This window comes from Sphingopyxis sp. GW821-FHT12C06 (assembly GCF_058807415.1).
Genome location: NZ_JBXAQR010000002.1, coordinates 407,140 through 425,975 on the forward strand (window position 1 = coordinate 407,140; position 18,836 = coordinate 425,975).

At 63.9% G+C, this 18,836-nt stretch carries 14 protein-coding genes; 6 read left to right on the top strand and 8 right to left on the bottom strand.

Annotated elements, in window-relative coordinates; genetic code table 11:
• Window positions 1–63: 63 nt before the first annotated feature.
• Window positions 64–1,335, bottom strand: coding sequence for an MFS transporter (locus AC1RRJ_RS07365; RefSeq protein WP_493121097.1), 1,272 nt, complete (start codon window positions 1,333–1,335; stop codon window positions 64–66).
• A gap of 155 nt (window positions 1,336–1,490) precedes the next feature.
• Here AC1RRJ_RS07365 and AC1RRJ_RS07370 point away from each other — a divergent pair, with 155 nt between their 5' ends.
• Window positions 1,491–3,296: a sensor domain-containing diguanylate cyclase gene (locus AC1RRJ_RS07370; RefSeq protein ID WP_493121098.1), complete on the top strand. Its 1,806-nt coding sequence runs from the start codon at window positions 1,491–1,493 to the stop codon at window positions 3,294–3,296.
• A 121-nt stretch (window positions 3,297–3,417) separates the two neighbouring features.
• On the top strand, window positions 3,418–5,730 hold the full coding sequence (locus AC1RRJ_RS07375; protein WP_493121099.1) for an ATP-dependent helicase: 2,313 nt from the start codon (window positions 3,418–3,420) through the stop codon (window positions 5,728–5,730).
• Window positions 5,731–5,746: 16 nt separating this feature from the next.
• Here AC1RRJ_RS07375 and AC1RRJ_RS07380 read toward each other — a convergent pair whose 3' ends face one another.
• Window positions 5,747–6,874 (bottom strand): DUF819 family protein, encoded by a 1,128-nt coding sequence (locus AC1RRJ_RS07380; RefSeq protein WP_493121100.1) that lies wholly within the window; start codon window positions 6,872–6,874, stop codon window positions 5,747–5,749.
• A gap of 31 nt (window positions 6,875–6,905) precedes the next feature.
• The gene (locus AC1RRJ_RS07385; protein ID WP_493121101.1) at window positions 6,906–7,625 is read right to left on the bottom strand and encodes an SDR family NAD(P)-dependent oxidoreductase; all 720 of its coding nucleotides are present in this window, start codon (window positions 7,623–7,625) and stop codon (window positions 6,906–6,908) included.
• A gap of 184 nt (window positions 7,626–7,809) precedes the next feature.
• On the opposite strand from AC1RRJ_RS07385, the gene AC1RRJ_RS07390 reads away from it, so the two are divergent.
• From AC1RRJ_RS07390 to AC1RRJ_RS07400, 3 genes are read left to right on the top strand one after another with little or no spacing between them, the layout of a single operon-like run.
• Entirely contained in the window at window positions 7,810–9,390 is a 1,581-nt protein-coding gene (locus AC1RRJ_RS07390; protein WP_493121102.1) for a phytoene desaturase family protein, read from the top strand.
• Window positions 9,391–9,414: 24 nt separating this feature from the next.
• Window positions 9,415–10,572: a nitrilase-related carbon-nitrogen hydrolase gene (locus AC1RRJ_RS07395; RefSeq protein WP_493121103.1), complete on the top strand. Its 1,158-nt coding sequence runs from the start codon at window positions 9,415–9,417 to the stop codon at window positions 10,570–10,572.
• 14 nt (window positions 10,573–10,586) lie between these two features.
• Complete coding sequence (locus tag AC1RRJ_RS07400; RefSeq protein WP_493121104.1) at window positions 10,587–10,871, top strand: hypothetical protein; 285 nt, start codon at window positions 10,587–10,589, stop codon at window positions 10,869–10,871.
• Between the two features lie 95 nt (window positions 10,872–10,966).
• Here the strand turns inward: AC1RRJ_RS07400 and AC1RRJ_RS07405 are convergent, their stop codons facing one another.
• Both AC1RRJ_RS07405 and manD read right to left on the bottom strand, forming a co-directional pair.
• Window positions 10,967–12,235, bottom strand: coding sequence for an MFS transporter (locus AC1RRJ_RS07405; RefSeq protein ID WP_493121105.1), 1,269 nt, complete (start codon window positions 12,233–12,235; stop codon window positions 10,967–10,969).
• A gap of 31 nt (window positions 12,236–12,266) precedes the next feature.
• Entirely contained in the window at window positions 12,267–13,475 is a 1,209-nt protein-coding gene (manD, locus tag AC1RRJ_RS07410; protein WP_493121106.1) for a D-mannonate dehydratase ManD, read from the bottom strand.
• A 99-nt stretch (window positions 13,476–13,574) separates the two neighbouring features.
• Between manD and gcvA the strand changes: the two genes are divergently transcribed.
• Window positions 13,575–14,507 carry a transcriptional regulator GcvA gene (gene gcvA / locus AC1RRJ_RS07415; protein WP_493121107.1) on the top strand — a complete coding sequence of 311 codons (933 nt, stop codon included), beginning with the start codon at window positions 13,575–13,577 and terminating at the stop codon, window positions 14,505–14,507.
• Here the strand turns inward: gcvA and AC1RRJ_RS07420 are convergent.
• Genes AC1RRJ_RS07420 through AC1RRJ_RS07430 form a run of 3 tightly spaced genes read right to left on the bottom strand, consistent with a single transcriptional unit; the run spans window position 14,491 to window position 18,730 of the window.
• The gene (locus AC1RRJ_RS07420) at window positions 14,491–15,969 is read right to left on the bottom strand and encodes an aldehyde dehydrogenase family protein (protein ID WP_493121108.1); all 1,479 of its coding nucleotides are present in this window, start codon (window positions 15,967–15,969) and stop codon (window positions 14,491–14,493) included. The genes gcvA and AC1RRJ_RS07420 overlap by 17 nt on opposite strands.
• A 6-nt stretch (window positions 15,970–15,975) precedes the next feature.
• Window positions 15,976–17,085, bottom strand: coding sequence for a pyridoxal phosphate-dependent aminotransferase (locus AC1RRJ_RS07425; RefSeq protein WP_493121109.1), 1,110 nt, complete (start codon window positions 17,083–17,085; stop codon window positions 15,976–15,978).
• 7 nt (window positions 17,086–17,092) lie between these two features.
• Window positions 17,093–18,730 carry a thiamine pyrophosphate-dependent enzyme gene (locus tag AC1RRJ_RS07430; protein WP_493121110.1) on the bottom strand — a complete coding sequence of 546 codons (1,638 nt, stop codon included), beginning with the start codon at window positions 18,728–18,730 and terminating at the stop codon, window positions 17,093–17,095.
• Between the last annotated feature and the right edge of the window lie 106 nt (window positions 18,731–18,836).

Below are 18,836 nucleotides of genomic sequence, written 5' to 3' on the forward strand. Positions count from 1 at the left end.
CAGACTAGGCAACGCAAGGCCTCACTGGGCCCTCGCTTTCGCGGGGATGACAATGAAAAGTGGCTAAGCTCTGGCGGCCTGCCGCTTTACCATCGTCAGCCCGACCCAGCTCAGCACCCCGGCGAGCGCCAGATACAGCCCGACCACCGCGGTCCCGCCCCGATCGCTCAGCGCCTGCGCGATGATCGGCGCCATCGCGCCGCCCAATATGCCGCCAAGGTTGAACGCCATCGACGCCCCGGTATAGCGCACGCGCACCGGGAACAAATCGGTCAGCCACACGCCGAGCGGACCATAGACCAGGCCCATCACGAACAGCGCGCTCGCCAGCCCCAGCCCGACGATCCACCATGACCCCGACGCCAGCGTCGGTCCGAACATAAAGCCGATCAGTATCGTCGCGCCGCACCCCCAGGTCAGTACGCGCTGCGCGCTCATGGCGTCGCTGGCATAGCCCGCAACGATGATTCCGACCGCCATGAACAGGATCGCACCAAGCTGGATCAGCAGGAACTGCTCTTTGGGATAACCCAGCACCGTCGTCCCGTGCGCCAGCGCAAACGAGGTCGCAAGATAGAAGATCGCAAAGCAGGCGACGACCGCGAAGGTCCCCGCGAGCGTCACCAGCACATGGTTGCGAAGCAATTCACCGATCGGAATCCCGGCGGGCGGCCCCTTCTCCATCGCCTCGGCAAAATCCGGCGTCTCGCTGATCTTCAAACGCACCCATAACCCCAGCCCGACGAGCACCGCCGACAGCAGAAAGGGAATCCGCCAGCCCCACGCGGCAAAATCGGCATCGCTAAGCGTCAGCCCAAGAATCAGGAACAGGCCGTTTGCGGCAATAAACCCGACCGGCGCGCCGAGTTGCGGGAACATTCCGAACCGTCCGCGCCATCCCGGCGGCGCATTCTCAACCGCAAGCAACGCCGCGCCGCCCCATTCGCCGCCCAGCCCGAACCCCTGACCGAAGCGCAACAGGCATAGCAGCAATGGCGCCACCCACCCGACCATCGCATAGGTGGGCAGGAAGGCGATTAGCAGTGTTGACGCCCCCATCAGCATCAGCGACGCAACCAAAGTCGACTTCCGTCCGATGCGGTCGCCATAATGGCCGAACACGATCGCCCCGACGGGCCGCGCGAAAAAGGCGAGGCCGAAGCTCATGAAGCTGAGCATCAGCTGCGCCGACGGCGATTCCGAAGGAAAGAACAAAGGCCCGAACACCAGCGCCGCCGCGGTACCGTAAATGTAGAAATCGTAAAATTCGACCGCAGTGCCGACAAGACTCGCGGTCAGGACGCGGCGATGCGCGCGATAGGGTGCCAGATCCATGGGCGATGCCTCTCCGCTTCTATTATCGGCGCCGCTTTGAACGCCTTCCCGTGCTCCATCAAGCGGAATAGGCGCCTGATGGAGGGGGACGCCTCACAACCCCGTCGAAACCGGGGTTAACCTCTTGCCAATTATCGGCTAGCTAGAACCCGACGATGCGTTTGGCTACAATCACCAACTGGGCTTACGGGGCAACCGTCGTGCTGACGATCGTGTCGAGCACGACCATGATCTTCGCGTCCAACGCCCAGGAGCATGAACGCGCAGCGGTTGAGCAGCGCTACGAACTCGATCAGGCAACCTCCGAACTGGGGATCGACATTTACGCGCTGAGCGACCGGGCGCGGCAATATGTCAACACCGGCGACCCGACCTATCTCGCCGCTTATCGCAGCGAGGCCGCGGCGCTCAAGACCGTCGAGGACCGCATCCGGCATATCGGCGACGCTGGCGCCATTCCGGGCGAACTCGGCGCGTTGAAAAAGGCGATCAGCCTTGCAGACCTGCTCCACGACGAGCAGGAGACCGCTCTTGCGGCTTACGAAAAGGGTGATGCTGGCGCGGCACGCCAGTTGCTGTTCGGCGCCGAATATGAACGCCAGCTCGACCGCGCCGAAATCGAGGTCCAGCGTTTTCAGGATCAGCTCGACGGCCGGATAGCGACACAAATTGGCAACGCGACCGATCTCGCCCGTTTGTGGAAGAGTATTTCTGAGATCGTCCTCGGCATGACCGCGCTGCTCGTCCTCTGCGTACTCTATTTCGTGTTCAAACAGCGCGTGCTTCACCCCGTGGTCAAGCTCAGCGATGTGGTCAACCGCCTCGCGGTACAGGATTTTGCCGCCGAGCCGCCCGAGGTCAGCCATATCGACGAGATCGGCGACATGGCGCAGGCGATACGCATTTTCCGCGAAAACGGCCTTGAACGCCAACGGCTCGAGGCCGAACGCGACGCCGACCGGATGATGCGCGACCTTCTGTCGCGGATGACGCAGCGCATGCAGGGGTGCGATACCCTCCACGACCTGAAAGAGGTCGTCCAGCGCTTCGTCCCCGAGATTGCGCCGCAACTGCCGGGGCGGCTCTATCTGCTCGACCGGCAGCGCAACGTTGTGGTCGAGGCGTGCAGCTGGCTCGACCCGGCCCGGTCGGGAACCCAGTTCTCGGCCGTTTCCTGCTGGGCGTTGCGCCGCGGTCTCCGCCATCGTCCGGCGGGCGGCCATGTCGATGTGCCGTGCGATCACATCGAGCGCGAGACCGGACAGCCGGTGGATACGCTGTGCCTGCCGCTCACCGCACAACGCGAGACGCTGGGCCTGCTGTATTTCGAGATGCCGGACGCCGACATGGTGCGCACCGCGGTGCCCGAAATCTATTTCGACATGCTGGCGGAAAATATCGGGCTGGCGATCGCCAATCTGCAACTGCGCGACACGCTGCGTGAGATGGCAATGGCCGATTCGCTGACCGGTCTCGCCAACCGCAGGCAGCTCGGCCACATCCTCGAAACCCAAATCGCGCAGGCCGAACGCCTCGGCGAACCGCTTGGGTGCCTGATGATCGATGTCGATCATTTCAAGCGCTTCAACGACGAACATGGTCATGAGGCCGGCGATGCGGTCTTGCGCGGGGTTGGACATGTACTCGCCCATGTCACGCGCGAATCCGGCCTCGCTTTTCGCTATGGCGGTGAGGAGTTCCTGATCCTGCTCCCGACCCTCTCGCCGGTGCAGGCAGAAGAGCGCGCGCAGGACATCCGTACCCGTATCTCTGCGCTCCGGCTCGGGCATGGCGACCGCGACCTCGAATCCATCACAGTTTCGATTGGCGCGGCGGTTGCACCGGACCATTGCAGCTTTGACCGGCTCGTCCGGACGGCGGACGCCGCACTGCTGCGCGCCAAGACCCTCGGCCGCGATCGCGTGGAAGTGGCGAAGACCCGGGATTCCCAGGCAGCTTAGGAAGAGGCGCGCGCAGCAACGGGCTCCCGCTTGTGCGGGGAGGAGAAAGCGAAGGGTGAGATGACGACCATCCCCCTCACCCCACTGGACAGCCCCGCCGCTGTTCCCTAATCGTTCGCGCGTGAACAGCCTCCCCACCTCGCCGCCTGATCTGCCTCCCCCCGGTCCCTCGGACCCGCCCTATCTGCAAGGCCTCAACGGGCCGCAGCGGCAGGCGGTGCTCACCACCGAAGGCCCGGTGCTGATGCTCGCGGGCGCCGGCACCGGCAAGACCGCGGCGCTCACTGCGCGGCTTGCGCATATCATGGCGACGCGACGCGCCTGGCCGTCCGAAATCCTTGCCGTGACCTTCACCAACAAGGCGGCGCGCGAGATGCGCGAGCGCATCGGCCGCATGGTCGGTGACGTCGTCGAAGGGATGCCCTGGCTTGGCACCTTCCACAGCATTTGCGCCAAGATGCTACGCCGCCACGCCGAACTGGTCGGGTTGCAAAGCAATTTCGCCATCCTCGACACCGACGACCAGCTCCGCGTCCTCAAACAGCTGATCCAGGCCGAAGGGCTCGACGAGAAGCGCTGGCCCGCGCGCCAGCTCGCCGGGCTGATCGACAAATGGAAAAACCGCGGCCTCGTGCCCGCCGACCTCGATGCCGGCGACAAGGAAGCCTATGCCGACGGCAAGGGCCAGCATTTCTACGCGCTCTATCAGGCGCGGCTGAAGACGCTCAACGCCTGCGATTTCGGCGACCTGCTGCTCCACATGCTGGTGATCCTCAAAAATCACCGCGACGTGCTGGAGCAATATCAGGAACGCTTCAAATATATCCTCGTCGACGAATATCAGGACACCAACGCCAGCCAGTATCTCTGGCTGCGCCTGCTCGCCCAGCAGCGCAAGAATATCTGCTGCGTCGGCGATGACGACCAGTCGATCTATTCCTGGCGTGGCGCCGAGGTCGCGAACATATTGCGCTTTGAAAAGGACTTCCCTGGCGCGACGGTGATCCGCCTCGAACAAAATTACCGCTCGACCCCGCAGATCCTCGCCGCCGCCTCGGCATTGATCGCGCAGAACAGCGGCCGTCTCGGCAAGACGCTGTGGACCGACCTCGAACCGGGCGACAAATTGCGCGTCGTCGGCGTGTGGGACGGGCCAGAGGAAGCGCGGCGGATCGGCGAAGAGCTCGAAAGCCTCCAGCGTCAGCGCACCTCGCTCGACCGCGCCGCAATCCTCGTCCGCGCGCAGTTTCAGACACGCGAGTTCGAGGACCGCTTTATCGCGATCGGAATGCCATACCGCATCGTCGGTGGTTTCCGCTTCTACGAACGCGCCGAAATCCGCGACGCGCTTGCCTATCTTCGCCTCGTCAACTCGGCCGCCGACGATCTCGCCTTCGAACGCATCGTCAACACGCCGAAGCGCGGCCTCGGCGACAAGGCGCTCCAGCGCATCCACCAATATGCGCGCCACGAACAGGCGTCATTGCTCCACGCCGCCGCGCGCCTCATCGAAACCGACGAGCTGACCCCGCAGGCCCGCCGCCAGCTCGCGAATTTCGTCGCGCAGGTGCGTGGCTGGCAGACCAAGGCGAACCAGCTCTCGCATCCCGAACTGACCCAGCTGATCCTCGACGAGTCGGGCTATACCGCGATGCTCCAGGCCGATCGCAGCGTCGAGGCCGCGGGGCGCCTCGAAAATCTCTCCGAACTCGTCCGCGCGATGGAGGAATATGAAACGCTCGAGGAATTCCTCGAACATGTCAGCCTCGTGATGGACCGCGACCAGAACGACACGACCGAAACCGTCACCATCATGACGATCCACGCCGCCAAAGGGCTGGAGTTCGATCATGTCTTCCTGGCCGGCTGGGAGGATGGCGTCTTCCCGTCGCAGCGCTCGATGGACGAAGGCGGCACCGCCAGCCTCGAGGAAGAACGTCGCCTCGCCTATGTCGCGATCACCCGCGCCCGCCAGCGCGCGACCATCTATCACGCCGCGAACCGCCGCATTTACGGCCAGTGGATGAGCAGCATCCCCAGCCGCTTCATCGGCGAAATTCCGCCCGAACATGTCGACAGCGAAAACAGCTTTGGCGGCGGCGCCAGCATGTGGCGCGCTAACTGGTCGGCGCAAAGTGATCCCTTCGCGCAAGTTGCCGAGCGTAACGCGACCCGCACGATGACACGCGGCCCGGCGTGGCAGCGCGCGGCGGTCAAATCCTCAACCGTCACCCGCGCTCCCGCCCCGACCGAAGGCGGCCGTGCCGCCTCGATCGGCGCCAAGGCACGAAGCGACATCGCGGTCGGGATGCGCGTGTTCCACGAGAAGTTCGGTTACGGCGCGGTCACCGACATCGATGGCAACAAGCTCGAAGTCGAGTTCGAACAGGCCGGGTCCAAGCGCGTTCTCGACAGCTTCATCAAGCTCGCCTGAGGCGCGGGCCTGTCGGTCAGCTCAACAGCTGGAACACCGCGACGCCAAAGAAATTGGCGATCGCCTTGCCGAGCATGCCCGTTGCGATTGCCGGGGTGACCAGCGACTTCCAGCCCTTCGACGTTGCAATCCCCGCCGCAGCAGCGGCGCCGACGATATTCGCTCCCGAACCGATGATCGCCTCGGCAAGGTCGGACTTGAGCAGGCGCGCGGCCACCAGCACGATCGCGACATGGACGAGGATGATGATCATTCCGAAGACGAAATAGACCGGCGCCGACGTCACGAACGCCGTCATGTCGGTGGTCGCGCCGATCATCGCGAAGAAAATATACATGATGAACATGCCCAGATCGAAATCGCCCTTCAGCGCGCGCATCGGACCCGGGAAGATATTCGCGATGGCAACGCCGATCAGGGTGACGATGAACAGGCTGTAGTGGCCAAAGCCGGTCGCATTGGCGATCCAGGTGCTGACCCAGCAGATCGCGGCGCTGAGCGCGAGCGCGAAGCTGATGTGGACGAGGTCGAGTGCGGGCCGAACCTCCTCGGTCGTCGCGGTCGCTTCGGTCTGCGCATCGCAGATGGCCGAAGGAAGCGGACGCCGCACCCACCCGATATTGGGCAGCGAGACGAGGATCATCAGCCCGATAATGCTGACCGGCGCGCTGGCGCTGACCGCGACAGCGAACACGTCGGGCGGCAAATTGGTAATCTCGGCCATCGCGACCATGTCGGTCATCCCGCCGATCCAGGCGGCGGCATAGGTCGCGGCGATGTGCGGGCCATATTGGCCAAGGTCGATCAGGCTGTTGGCGATGACAGCGCCGACGCACACACCGACAGCGCCGATGAAAAACAGCGGCAACACCCGACCGCTTTCGCCCAGAATGCGGGTGAAGGTCGCCTTGAACAGCAGCAGCGGAATGGCAATCGGCATGATTACCCCGCCGATAAAATCATAGGCGGGCGCCTGATGCGGAATCAGCCCAAAGTTGGACAGCAAGACCCCGCCGCCCAGCACCCAGACGACTGCCGGGATCTTCGAGGCGATCCGGTTCCGTTCGCTCCACAGGCCGATACAGACCAGTGCCAGCAGAACGGTCAACAGTGCTGCATGATTATCCGATGCGATCAACGCCATATCGCCTCACCCTTGTCCCAATATTGTCGGTTTATTCGCCCAGTCGCGGCTGCCAGTCGCTGCCCGTGACCTGACGCACCATCGCCTCGGACCGTTCGCCGCGATCGGCGCCCAGTGCCTCAAAGACTCGGACGGCGTCGACGCCGATCGGATTGCGGAAGGGCGCGTCGCCGCGCAAGATCGTATCGGCGATCTCCTGCGCGGCGATTTCGGGGGCGAGACCATCGGTCACCCCGGCAAATTCGGTTGCGACCCGTCCGGGTTCGAAAACCAGCACACGAATGCCCAGCGGCGCGAGTTCGGCGGCGAGGCTTTGGCTCAGGCCTTCGAGTGCGAATTTGCTGGCGGCATAAGCACCGTCGTCGGGCAATCCGACGAGGCCGGACAGTGAGGAGATCATGGCGATCGTCCCGCCGCGACGCATATGCGGCACCGCCGCCTTGGTCAGGCGCCAGGCGCCGAGCAGGTTAATGTCGAGCGTTTCCTTGAACGTATCCTGATCGAGCGACGCGACCGCGCCGGCAAGGTGGACGCCCGCATTGTTGATCAAAATATCGATGCCGCCATCAGCCGCGACGACCTGACGAACCGCCTCTTCGCAGCTGGGGATCGACCGGACGTTCAGTTCGACATCCTTCGGACCTGCGAGGTCGCGCGTGCCCGAAAACACCGAAGCGCCGCTGTCCCTGAAGGCGCCGGCCAGCGCCAAACCCAGTCCGCGCGATGCACCACTGATCAATACCGTCGACATCCAGGCCCTTTCCTTGAAGGCGGTCTCTTGCCGCCGCATCCGCCACTTTCATAGGGCGGCACGTCGAAAACTTCGGATGACAATTGCTAATCGCCCCCGTGAGTGAGCCTAATTTTTCAGGCCACCATCGCTGCCCTACCGTCGAGGCGACCCCAACAGGGACCAAAACGGATGAGGCAATAAGATGGCGGAAACGGAATTTGACGTTGTGATCGCAGGCGGCGGCGTGAATGGCCTGGCCTGTGCCGCGACGCTGGCGCGCAAGGGACTGCATGTGTGCGTCGTCGAGCGCAACCCGTGGGTCGGCGGCGGCGCAGTGACGCGCGAAGTGACCCTGCCCGGTTTCAAGCACGATCTTTACGGATCGTCGCACGTCTGGATCCAGTGTAATCCCGATTTTCAGGAAATCCGCCCCGAGCTGGAAAAAATGGGGCTCAAATATATCGAGCCCACCGACCATATCACCGGCCATCCCGACAAGAACGGCGGCCCCGGCATCGTCATTTATAAGTCGATCGAAAAGACCTGCGCCTCGATCGCCGCCTATTCGCAGGCCGACGCCGACCGCTATCGCGGCGTCTATGCCGATTTCGAACAGGTCCGCGAAGGCTTCATCAAGGCCTTCTTCTCTCCCCCCGCCGCCCCGTCGGCGCTCGCCAGCGCGCTCGAGACGAGCGAGGCCGGCCTTCGCCGCCTGCGCGAATTCTCGATGTCGGCGCGCGCGTGGGTCGAAGCGAATTTCGAGAATGATTTCGTCAAGGCAGTCATGCTCAACTGGGCGCTCGCGCCGCAGATCCTTCCCGATCAGGAAGGCGCCGGCCAGTCCTTCTACATCATGATCCCCGCGATCCATTATTATGGTCAGGCGATCCCCGAAGGCGGCAGCGCCGAGCTGCCGAACGCGATGGCGCGCTATATCAAGTCCAAGGGCGGCACCGTGCTCCGCGAAGCGCCGATCGCCGAAATCCTGATCGAGAATGAGCGCGCTGCCGGCGTCCGGCTCGAAGATGGCCGCGTTATCCGCTCGCGGCGTGCGGTGGTGTCGGCGCTCGAACCCAAGCAGACCTTCCTGAAATTTGTCGGTGAAGAGCATCTCGAACCCGGTTTCGCCAAGATGGTTCGCGGCTTTTCCTTCGGCAAGATCAGCATCTGCCGCGCGCAGCTTGCGCTGTCGGAAGCGCCCGAGTTTCTCAACGGCGTCGATATGAGCGCCGCGCCCTTCCACCGGATCGTCGATTCGATGGAGCAGATGATCAATTTCTACGCCGAACTCGCGACCGGCAAGCCGCCCAGCGACCCCTTCCTCTGGTCCGCCTGCTGGACCAAGCTCGATCCGACGCGCGCGCCCGAAGGCAAGCATACGCTGATCGTCGACACCTATGTCTCCAACTGGCTCGCCGATGGGCAGACGTGGGACGATATTGGCGAGGATTATGCCCGCAATGTGCTGATCCCCAAGCTTCAGCAATATGCGCCCAACATCAACGAAAAGACGATCTTGGGCATGCACGTCCAGCATCGCCACACGCTGGAGGACGCCAACCCCAGTTTCGTCGATGGCACGACCAACGGCGGCGAACGCATCGCGGCGCAGCTCGGTTCGTTCCGCCCCTTCCCCGGCTACGCCCATTATCGGGCGCCGGTTCGCGACCTCTACATGACCGGCCCGCACTGCCACCCCGGTGGCGGCATCTCGGCCGCCGGCACGATCACGGCCCGCGTGATGCTCGACGACATGGGCATCGAGCCCGCCGACTTCTGGTAATTTTTTCAGGCAAAGGAACAGCAAATGACGGTTTCGAAAAAGATCGACAAATATACCGCGCTGGTGATGCAGCCGCACGTTCACGTCGCAGAGGACCGCGACGGGATCACCAAGAATCTCGATCGCGCGCTCAACATGATCGACTTTGGCGTCGGTTATTTCTGGGAACTTCCGGCGAAGCTCGCCGTCTTCCCCGAATATTTCATGCAGGGCGTGACCACGCCGGGCAAGGGCGAGCATGGCATCGACGGCTTCATGAAAAAGGCCATCACCCTCGATGGCCCCGAAATGCAGCGCCTGGGTGACAAGGCCCGCGAATATGGCATGTATATCGCTGGCGGCGGCGTAATCGAACAGGTCCCCGAATTCCCCGATCGCTGGTTCAACACCGCCTTCATCATCGGCCCGTCGGGCGACGTCGTGCTGAAATATCACAAGTGGCACATCCCGGCCTCGATCGGCCTCGGCACCAGCCCGCACGACATTTTCGACGAATATCGCGAAGTCTTCGGCGGCGACATCAGCCAGCTTTTCCCGGTGATCGACACCGAAATCGGCAAGCTCGGCACGATGACCTGCCACGACGGCTGCACCCCCGAAGTGTCGCGCGCGCTGGGCTATAATGGCGTCGAAGTCATCTGCCACCCGGTCGCGCTGCAAGAGGTCGAGGGCGTTTCGGCTCCCTGGGATTTCTGGGAATTCACCCGCCGCACCCGTGCGCACGACAATATGGCCTATGTGCTGGGTTCGAACTGGGGCACCGTCGATTATGATTTCTATCCGAAGGCTTTCTGCCCCGGCGGCAGCTTCGGTATCGACTATACCGGCATGATGATGCGCCACGCGCCCTATCCGCAGGAACAGGTTCTCGGCGTCACCATCGACATCGAAGGGCTGCGCGAGCATCGTTCGCGTTGCAACCACAACACCTGGGTCGACGTCCGCACCGAAGGCTTCCGCCAGATCTACGAAAACCCGATCTATCCGGCGAACCAGTTCCCGAGCGGCCGTCCGCCGCGCACGCTGGCCGACAAAATGGGTCCGGTGAAGGAAGTGTTCCGTGACCTTTATGGCCGCGGCCAGTTCACCCCGCCCGCCGGCATGACCGTCGATGATATGGCGAACCAGCACGAGCGCCGCGTCAAGGCGGCGCAGGACATTGGCACGCTCAAGCGCGACTGACAGGGAGAATCGCGATGCGCGTAATCAGTTCGCTGGCCGATATCGATTTTTCCATCGGCCGCATCGCGCGCGCCGGGCGCGACCTGGTGATCGAGAGCAGCGCCGACAGCACGATTGAGACCAAGGTCACGGTCACGCCGCAGGACGCGCTGCGTTCGGTCGGCGCGCTGCTCACCAGCCCCTCGGTCTGGCTGTTCCTCCTCGCGCTGCCCCTTGCGCCTTTCCGCCGGGCCGCCGCCCGCAGCGGAAATGCGTGGGAGGAACGGCGCCAACGCACCGGGCTCAACAAGCCCTGGTAACGAATGCGGCGGGGGGGGGGGCGAGGCGCGCAGCAGCACCTCGCCCCCGCTGTTGTCCAGCACCGGCGATTCAGACCATTTATCAGCTGACGAAATTATAGCGACAGCTTGGCCGTTTCGGGGCGCCACCCGACCATCACCCCGGCCCCGAACAGCGCCACAGCCGCAATCGCAATCAACATCGCCGTCGCCCCGCCCGCCGCCATCACCGGTCCCATCAGTGCGGCGCCGAGCGACATGGTAATATTGCCGCAGACCATCGTGAAGGAAAATTGCGTCGCCGCGATCGCGCGACTGCACTGGCTCATCGTCGCGGCGAAAAAGGTGATGAAGGTGAAGACGATCAGCATTTCATAGGCGATGAAATAGGCGGTCGCCCCCGCCTGCCCCGTGAATAGCGCGAGCAGCAGGTTCGCGAGCGCGATCATCGACAAGGTCGCGACCAGCACCCGCCGATGGCCGAGGCGGTCGATCGCATAGCCGCCGACCAGCATCCCCGCGACCCCCGACGCCAGCTTCAGCATCGATCGATATTGCGCATAATCGGCCTGCGCCCAACCGAGCTGCTTGACCATCAGCACCGGCGCCAGCGCGCCCGTCATCCCGACGAGCAGCCCGATCGTCAGCGACAGCAGCACCAGCCGCATCGCGGCGGGCTGGCGCAACGCCCCGAACAGCTGGCGCAGGATCGCCAGCCATTTGTCCGACCGCTCAGCCGCGGCATCGGCCGAGGCGGTGCCACGCGTCCACGGCAACAGCCGCTCGCCCGGACGCTCGCGCACCAGCGCGACAAGGCCGAAAACCGCCAGCAGTGCCGCGGTGGCGGTCGCAGTCATCGCGGCGAACCCGAACACCGTCAGTATCCAGGCGCCGACACTCGCCGCCCCCGCGGTTCCCAGCGTCTTGGCACCCCACATGATGCCGTTCGCGCGCCCCTGCTCGCTCGGGGGGATCAGGTCCATCGCGGTCGCGTCGGTCGCGACGTCCTGAAACACCGTCGCCAGCGTGATCGCGAAGGCGCCCGCGGTGAACAGCGCGATATGCTTCACCGGATCGTCCAGCAGCGCCAGCGTCGCAAAGCTCGCGGCGATGCCGATTTGTCCCAGCATCAGCCACGGCTTGCGCCGCCCCATCGGCAGGAAGGCGATGCGGTCGATCAGCGGCCCGACGACCAGCTTGGCGGCATTGGGCAGCATCGCGGTCGCCAGAAACACGCCGATCACCGAAATGCTCGCGCCATGCGCCGCCAGAAAGGCGGGAAAGACGATCAGCACCATCGCGTCGGGGATGCCCTGCGCAGCATAGAGCGCGCCGAACATCGCGAACCGCAGGCGGCGATTGCCGCTGAGCGCCCGCCCGGTCATGACCGGGCGGGATGTTGGGCGAGGCCCGGGCTTACCAATGCCAGAGCGTCCCGTCCTCGAGCCGGTTCACGGGCAGATAGGCGGGCTGATACGGATATTTCGCCGCCAGCGCCTCATCGATGTCGACGCCATGCCCCGGGACGTCGCCCGGATAGAGCGTGCCCTTGTCGAACGTATAGGCGTGCGGGAACACCGCATCGGTTTCCTCGGTGTGGCGCATATATTCCTGCACGCCGAAATTGGGCACCGAAATGTCGAAGTGCAGCGCCGCGCCCATGCACACCGGTGACAGGTCAGTCGCGCCGTGGCAGCCAGTGCGAACCTGATACAGCGCCGCGAGGTCGGCGATCCGCTTTAAATGCGTGATGCCGCCGGCATGGACGACGGTCGCGCGGATATAATCGATCAGCTGGTTCTGGATCAGGTCCTTGCAGTCCCAGATCGTGTTGAAAATCTCTCCGACCGCGAGCGGCGTGACGGTGTGCTGGCGGATCAGGCGGAACGCCTCCTGATTTTCGGCCGGGGTCGCATCTTCCATCCAGAACAGGCGGTAAGGCTCCAGCGACTTGCCAAGGCGCCCCGCCTCGATCGGCGTCAGGCGATGATGCACGTCGTGAAGGAGATGATGGTCAAAGCCGAAGCGCGTGCGCAATTCCTCGAACAGCTTGGGCGTGTGATCGAGATATTTTTCGGTCGACCAGATATTCTCGGTCGGCAGCGCGGCGTCGGCCGGCTCATAATACATTTTGTCCTTGGCGACGCCATAGGTCGAGGCAAGGCCCGGAATGCCGGACTGGGCGCGGATCGCCTTGTAACCCATGTCGATATATTTCGCGACCTCGTCACAGGTTTCTTCGATATCGCGGCCGTTGGCGTGGCCATAGACCATCACCGATTCACGGCTCTTGCCGCCGAGCAGTTGGTACAGCGGCATATTCGCCGCCTTCGCCTTGATATCCCACAACGCCGTATCGACCGCCGCGATCGCACACATCGTGATCGGCCCGCGACGCCAATAGGCACCGCGATACAGATACTGCCAGATATCCTCGATCCGGTGCGCATCGCGCCCGATCAGGCACGGAATGACATGGTCGGTCAGATAGGAAGCGACGGCGAGTTCGCGACCGTTCAGGGTGGCGTCGCCGATCCCGTAGACGCCCTCGTCGGTTTCGATTTTCAGCGTGACGAAATTGCGTCCGGGGCAAGTGATAATGACGCTGGCATTGGTGATTTTCATGGATGCTCCGACCGCTTTGTGTATGAGGAATTCCATGCCTATGGGTCGGCCCGTGCGCTGACAAATGGCCGTTTATTATCGGGGCAATTAGCTCCCCTCATGATCGGGAAAATCATGCCGAGAAAGCTTCCTCCCCTGCTCGCGCTGCGCGTGTTCGAATGCGCCGCACGCCATCTGAGCTTCACCCGCGCCGCCGAGGAACTGTGCGTGACGCAGGCCGCGGTCAGTCATCAGATCCGCGCGCTCGAGGAATGGTTCGGTCAGTCACTGTTCCGGCGGCTGAATCGGTCGCTCAAATTGACCGAAGCTGGCGAGCGGCTGGTCGGGCCGCTCACCAGCGCCTTTGACACCATGGCCGACATCACCGCCGACGTCGCTGCGGGCGACGACCGGCAATCGCTCAATATCGCGGTGCTCGACAGTTTTGCGAGCGCGTGGATCCTCCCGCGCCTCACCAATTTCCATCAGCGCTTCCCCGACATCGACCTGCGTTTCGTCGCGCGGCCGATCGAGGAAGATGCGCTGACCGCGGGCGATGCCGACGTCGAAATCCGCTATGGTCAGGGCCATTGGCCGGGCATGCACGTCTATGAATTTCTGAAGGAAGATATTTTCCCGGTCTGCAGCCCCTCGCTATTCGAAGGGACCGAACCGCCGACCGAACTCGCCGACCTCGCGCGGTTCGAACTGCTCCACGACGTCATGTCGATCGACTGGCAGCATTTCCTCGCGCATTTCGGCGTGACGTCGGTGAACATGCGCCGCGGCTTTGGCTTCAGCCATTCGCATCTGGTCACGCAGGCGAGCATCGCGGGCAACGGCTTTGCGCTCGGCCGCGGGGCGCTCGTCGCCGACGCGCTCGAAAAGGGCGAGCTGGTCCGACCGTTCAAGGAAGTGATGCCGTCGGACCAGAGCTATTATATCGTCTGCCGCAACGAAGATGCCGACACCGCAGCGGTGAAGGCCTTTTCCTATTGGCTGATGGACGAGGTCGAAACGCTGGGAAAGCCGGACGTCACAGACGAAGCATGACCGATCGCTGCTCGGTGAAGGCCTGAAGCCCGACAAGGCCGTGCTCGCGGCCGATCCCCGAACGCTTCACCCCGCCGATCGGCATCGCCAGTTCGGGAATGCCATGGTCGTTGATCCAGATGATCCCGGCCTCGACTTCGCCCGCCAGTCGCAATCCGCGCGCGGCGTCGCGCGTCCAGATGCTGGCGGCAAGGCCGTAGCTGCTGTCGTTGGCGAGCGCCAAGGCATCGGCGTCGGTGTCGAACGGCGTCACGGTGACGACCGGCCCGAAAACCTCTTCCTGAATGATCGCGCTATCCTGCGCCGCACCGACGACGACCGTGGGCGCGTAGAAATGCCCACGCTCGCCGACCATTTCCCCACCGGTGACGATGTCGGCGCCATCCGAGCGCGCCTGTTCGACCATCGCGCCGACACGGCCGCGATGCGCCGCGCTGATCAGCGGGCCCATCGTGCTGGCGGGGTCGAGGCCGGGGCCAAGCTGGTAGGAACGGGCGATCGCCGTCACGCCCTCGACGACCTGATCGAAGATCGCGCGCTGGGCATAGATGCGCGACCCGGCGACGCAAACCTGCCCGGCATTCGAGAAGATCGCATCCGCCGCTGACGGGATGGCAACATCGAGGTCGGCGTCGGCAAAGACGATGAAAGGCGACTTGCCGCCGAGTTCGAGCGACAGGCGCGTGATATTATGCGCGCTGTCGGCGATCAGCTGCCGCCCGACCCCGGTCGATCCGGTGAAGGAGACTTTGGAAACGCCGGGGTGACGCACCAGCGCTGATCCGACATCGCGCCCGGCACCGGGAAGGATGTTGACGACGCCATCGGGCACGCCCGCTTCCAGCAACAGCTGGCCAAGGTAGAGCGTCGACAGCGGCGTCAGTTCGGCGGGCTTCAATATGCACGAACAACCCGCGGCAAGCGCCGGGGCGAGCTTCCACGCCGCCGACACCACCGCGCCGTTCCACGGCATGATCAGCGCCGCGACCCCGACAGGGTCTTCGCGCACGAAACCATGATATTGGCGCCCGGGAACCGACGGTTCGAACAGCTGGCCGCCGATCTTGGTCACCCAGCCGGCATAATAGCGGAAAGTTTCGGCCGCGTGCGGCACTTCGCCGTGCAGCGCGCTGCCATAAAGCTTGCCGCCGTTGACGGTTTCGAGTTCGGCCAAAATCTGCACATCGCGCATCATCAGGTCGGCGATTTTCAGCAGGATCGCCTGCCGCTCGGCGGGCGTCTTGCCGCGCCAGCGTCGGTCGTCGAACGACCGGCGCGCGCTTTGCACCGCCGCGTCGACGTCGGCGGCGGTCGCCATCTGCGCCTCGCCAATCTGCACCGCGGTCGCCGGGTCGAAACAGGCGAGCCGCTCCCCAGCCTGCCCCCCGATCCATTTCCCGTCGACAAGGAAGCTCTGGGTCGAACCCAGATAGGCGGAGGTGGGCGCAGATAGCTGGTGCATATGCAATTATCCCTGCATGTAGGCGAGAAGCGATGCAATCACGCGATCATTCTGGTGCGGCCGCCCGACGGTGATCCGCAGACAACCGGCAGGACCGCCGGCATGGACCGGACGCGGGATGATCCCGTCGGCTTCGAGGAAAGCCCCCGCCCCCGCCGCATCATGGTCCGCCCCGGAAAAACGGAGCAGATAGAAGTTGGCGGACGACGGGATGAACTCGATCCCGCTGCCAGCGAACGCCGCGGCGATGCGCGACAGTTCGATATTATTTTCCTGCCGGATCGCATCGGCATAGTCGGTGTCGCGAGCGGCGGCTTCGGCTGCTGCGAGCGCCGCCGCATTGCCGTTGAACGGCGTGCGGATACGCTGCACCGCGTCGACGATCCCCGCCGGGGCGTACATCCAGCCGATCCGCAGACCGGCAAGCCCGTAGAGCTTCGAGAAGGTCCGCGTGACCACGACATTGTCGCGTGCCTCGACATAGCCCTCGCCCGCGTCGAAATCATCGGCGTCGACATAATCGGCATAGGCACCGTCGAGCAGCAGGATGACGTCATCGGGCAAGCTTTCGACGAGCCGCGCCAGTTCGCGCGCCGGCAGATATTGGCCGACCGGATTGTTCGGGCTCGCGACGATCACCATCTTGGTCGCGGGGGTGACCGCGGCCAGAATGAGGTCGACGTCGGGGCGCAGATCGGGCTCGTCGGCGACGATCAGCCGCGCGCCTTGTGCGGTCGCGTGGATGAATGCCATCGCAAAGCTGTACTGGCTCAGCACAACGTCGTCGCCCGAGGTGACAAAGGCGCGGATGAGGAGCTGGATCAGCTCCTCCGACCCGTTGCCGCACACAATGCCATCGGCATTGAGCCCGTGAACCTCGGCCAGCGTCTCGCGCAATGCGCGCTGCGACCCGTCGGGATACAGCGCCAGCTTGCCCGCCATATTGCGATAGGCGTCGATTGCCTTGGGGCTGGGGCCTGCCATCGATTCATTCGACGACAGCTTCAGCGGGTCGGCAACGCCGGCGATCGCCTGCTTGCCTTGCTGATAGGGGGCAAGGCTGGCCACGCCGGCGGTCGGGACGGGCTTGATGCGGTCCGAAGTTTCTACGCTCATCTGCCTGTCATCCCTGCTGTTCGAAGACCGGCTTGCGGATGATGAAGGGCCATGGCGACGCCATATCGGGCGTCGGCACTTCGATCAGCGCTGGCTGGCGGCGTTCCAGCGCGGCCTTGACGGCGCATTCGAGGTCGGCGGGATTGTGGACACGCTCGCCGCGAATGCCAAAGCTTTCAGCATATTTGACGAAGTCAGGGTTGGTGAGGTCCGACGCGATCAGGCGGCCACCGAACCATTCCTTCTGCTGACGCTGGACGTTCTGGAACTTGTTGTTGTTGAACAGGATGGTGACAAGCGGCAGATTATACTGCGCCGCGGTCGCCATTTCATTGGCGGTGAACATGAAGCCGCCGTCGCCGACGATATTCACGACTGCCTTGTCGGGATGCGCTGCCTGGACGCCCAGCGCCGTCGCATAGCCATAGCCGAGCGTGCCCTGATAGCCGCAGTTGATCAGCGTGCGCGGGGCATAGACCGGCAAAGTGTACCACGACGCGTAACCGCACTGGGTGATCTCGTCGACGAACAGGCCGTCGTCGGGAAGCGCGCGGCGGATCGCGTCGAGATAGTCGAATTGCGGCTGCACCGTCGCCGCGATTTCGCCGCGGACGCGCTGTTTGACGCCCATCAGCTCTTCCTCACGCGAGGCCGCCGGGGTGGTGATGCGTTCGAGCGCTTCGATCAGCGCCGGGACCGCGTCGGCGGCATCGGCGTGAACGCGCACATCGGGAGTCTTGATGCGGTCGAATTCATCGCTGTCGATGTCGATGCGGATGATCTTCATGTCGGGACCGATGCCCCAGTAAAGATATTGCTGCTCCATGCGCGAACCGAGCCCGATGATGACATCGGCGGTTTTCCACAGGTCGTTGCCGGCGGGGAACATCTGCGACAAATGGCTGCGATCGCTGACGATGCCGCGGCCGCTGCGGAACGAGACGACCGGCGCCTGCAGGAATTCGGCAAGGCGTTCGACATCGGCGCCCGCGGCAAGCGAACCGCCGCCAGCGATGATCAGCGGACGCTTCGCACCGGCCAGCAACTTCGCGGCGGCGTTGATCGCATCCTGATCGAGAGCCGGGCCAGCGGGGATCACCGCGGCGGGCAGCGCCTGAACGTCGCTGGTCGCCGCCATGATGTCCATCGGCATTTCGAGGCTGATCGGACGCTGACGCCCACCCAGCATCTGGCGGAAGCCTTCATTGACCAGTTCGGGCGCCGCTTCGGGCGTCATCGCGCGGTCGGCCCACTTGGTCAGCGTGCGCATCGTCGCGAGCTGGTCGGGCAGTTCGTGCAGATAGCCGATGCCCTTGCCCAAGCCCGCGGTCGGGATCTGGCCGGTCAGGCACATGACGGGGGCGTTCGTCGCATAGGCCGAGCAGAGCGCAGCGGTGCTGTTGAGCACGCCGGGGCCCGGAACGACGGTGTAAACACCGGTCTTGCCGGTCGAACGCGCATAGCCGAACGCCATATAAGCGGCGCCCTGTTCGTGCCGCGTGCAGAACAGGCGGATCTTGTCGCCCGCATTGTACATGGCGTCGAAGAAATAATCGAGCTGGCCGCCGGGGAGACCAAAGATGGTGTCCACGCCATTGGCTTGAATCTGGGTAAGAAGTGCCTCGGCACCAGTCATTTTTGTCATGGTTTCTTTCAATCCCGTTCGATTGTCGGTTGCGCGCGAAGCCCATATTTTCGTGGGTCCGCGGCTCTCCCTGTCGTGTTGGTTTTTCGGCAATTGGCGCCGCCGG

Bases quoted from the DNA above. Each gene is read 5' to 3' on its own strand.
- AC1RRJ_RS07365 (WP_493121097.1), bottom strand. From the start codon at position 1,335: ATGGATCTGGCACCCTATCGCGCGCATCGCCGCGTCCTGACCGCGAGT.
- AC1RRJ_RS07370 (WP_493121098.1), top strand. From the start codon at position 1,491: ATGCGTTTGGCTACAATCACCAACTGGGCTTACGGGGCAACCGTCGTG.
- AC1RRJ_RS07380 (WP_493121100.1), bottom strand. From the start codon at position 6,874: ATGGCGTTGATCGCATCGGATAATCATGCAGCACTGTTGACCGTTCTG.
- AC1RRJ_RS07385 (WP_493121101.1), bottom strand. From the start codon at position 7,625: ATGTCGACGGTATTGATCAGTGGTGCATCGCGCGGACTGGGTTTGGCG.
- AC1RRJ_RS07390 (WP_493121102.1), top strand. From the start codon at position 7,810: ATGGCGGAAACGGAATTTGACGTTGTGATCGCAGGCGGCGGCGTGAAT.
- AC1RRJ_RS07395 (WP_493121103.1), top strand. From the start codon at position 9,415: ATGACGGTTTCGAAAAAGATCGACAAATATACCGCGCTGGTGATGCAG.
- AC1RRJ_RS07400 (WP_493121104.1), top strand. From the start codon at position 10,587: ATGCGCGTAATCAGTTCGCTGGCCGATATCGATTTTTCCATCGGCCGC.
- AC1RRJ_RS07405 (WP_493121105.1), bottom strand. From the start codon at position 12,235: ATGACCGGGCGGGCGCTCAGCGGCAATCGCCGCCTGCGGTTCGCGATG.
- manD (WP_493121106.1), bottom strand. From the start codon at position 13,475: ATGAAAATCACCAATGCCAGCGTCATTATCACTTGCCCCGGACGCAAT.
- gcvA (WP_493121107.1), top strand. From the start codon at position 13,575: ATGATCGGGAAAATCATGCCGAGAAAGCTTCCTCCCCTGCTCGCGCTG.
- AC1RRJ_RS07420 (WP_493121108.1), bottom strand. From the start codon at position 15,969: ATGCACCAGCTATCTGCGCCCACCTCCGCCTATCTGGGTTCGACCCAG.
- AC1RRJ_RS07425 (WP_493121109.1), bottom strand. From the start codon at position 17,085: ATGAGCGTAGAAACTTCGGACCGCATCAAGCCCGTCCCGACCGCCGGC.
- AC1RRJ_RS07430 (WP_493121110.1), bottom strand. From the start codon at position 18,730: ATGACAAAAATGACTGGTGCCGAGGCACTTCTTACCCAGATTCAAGCC.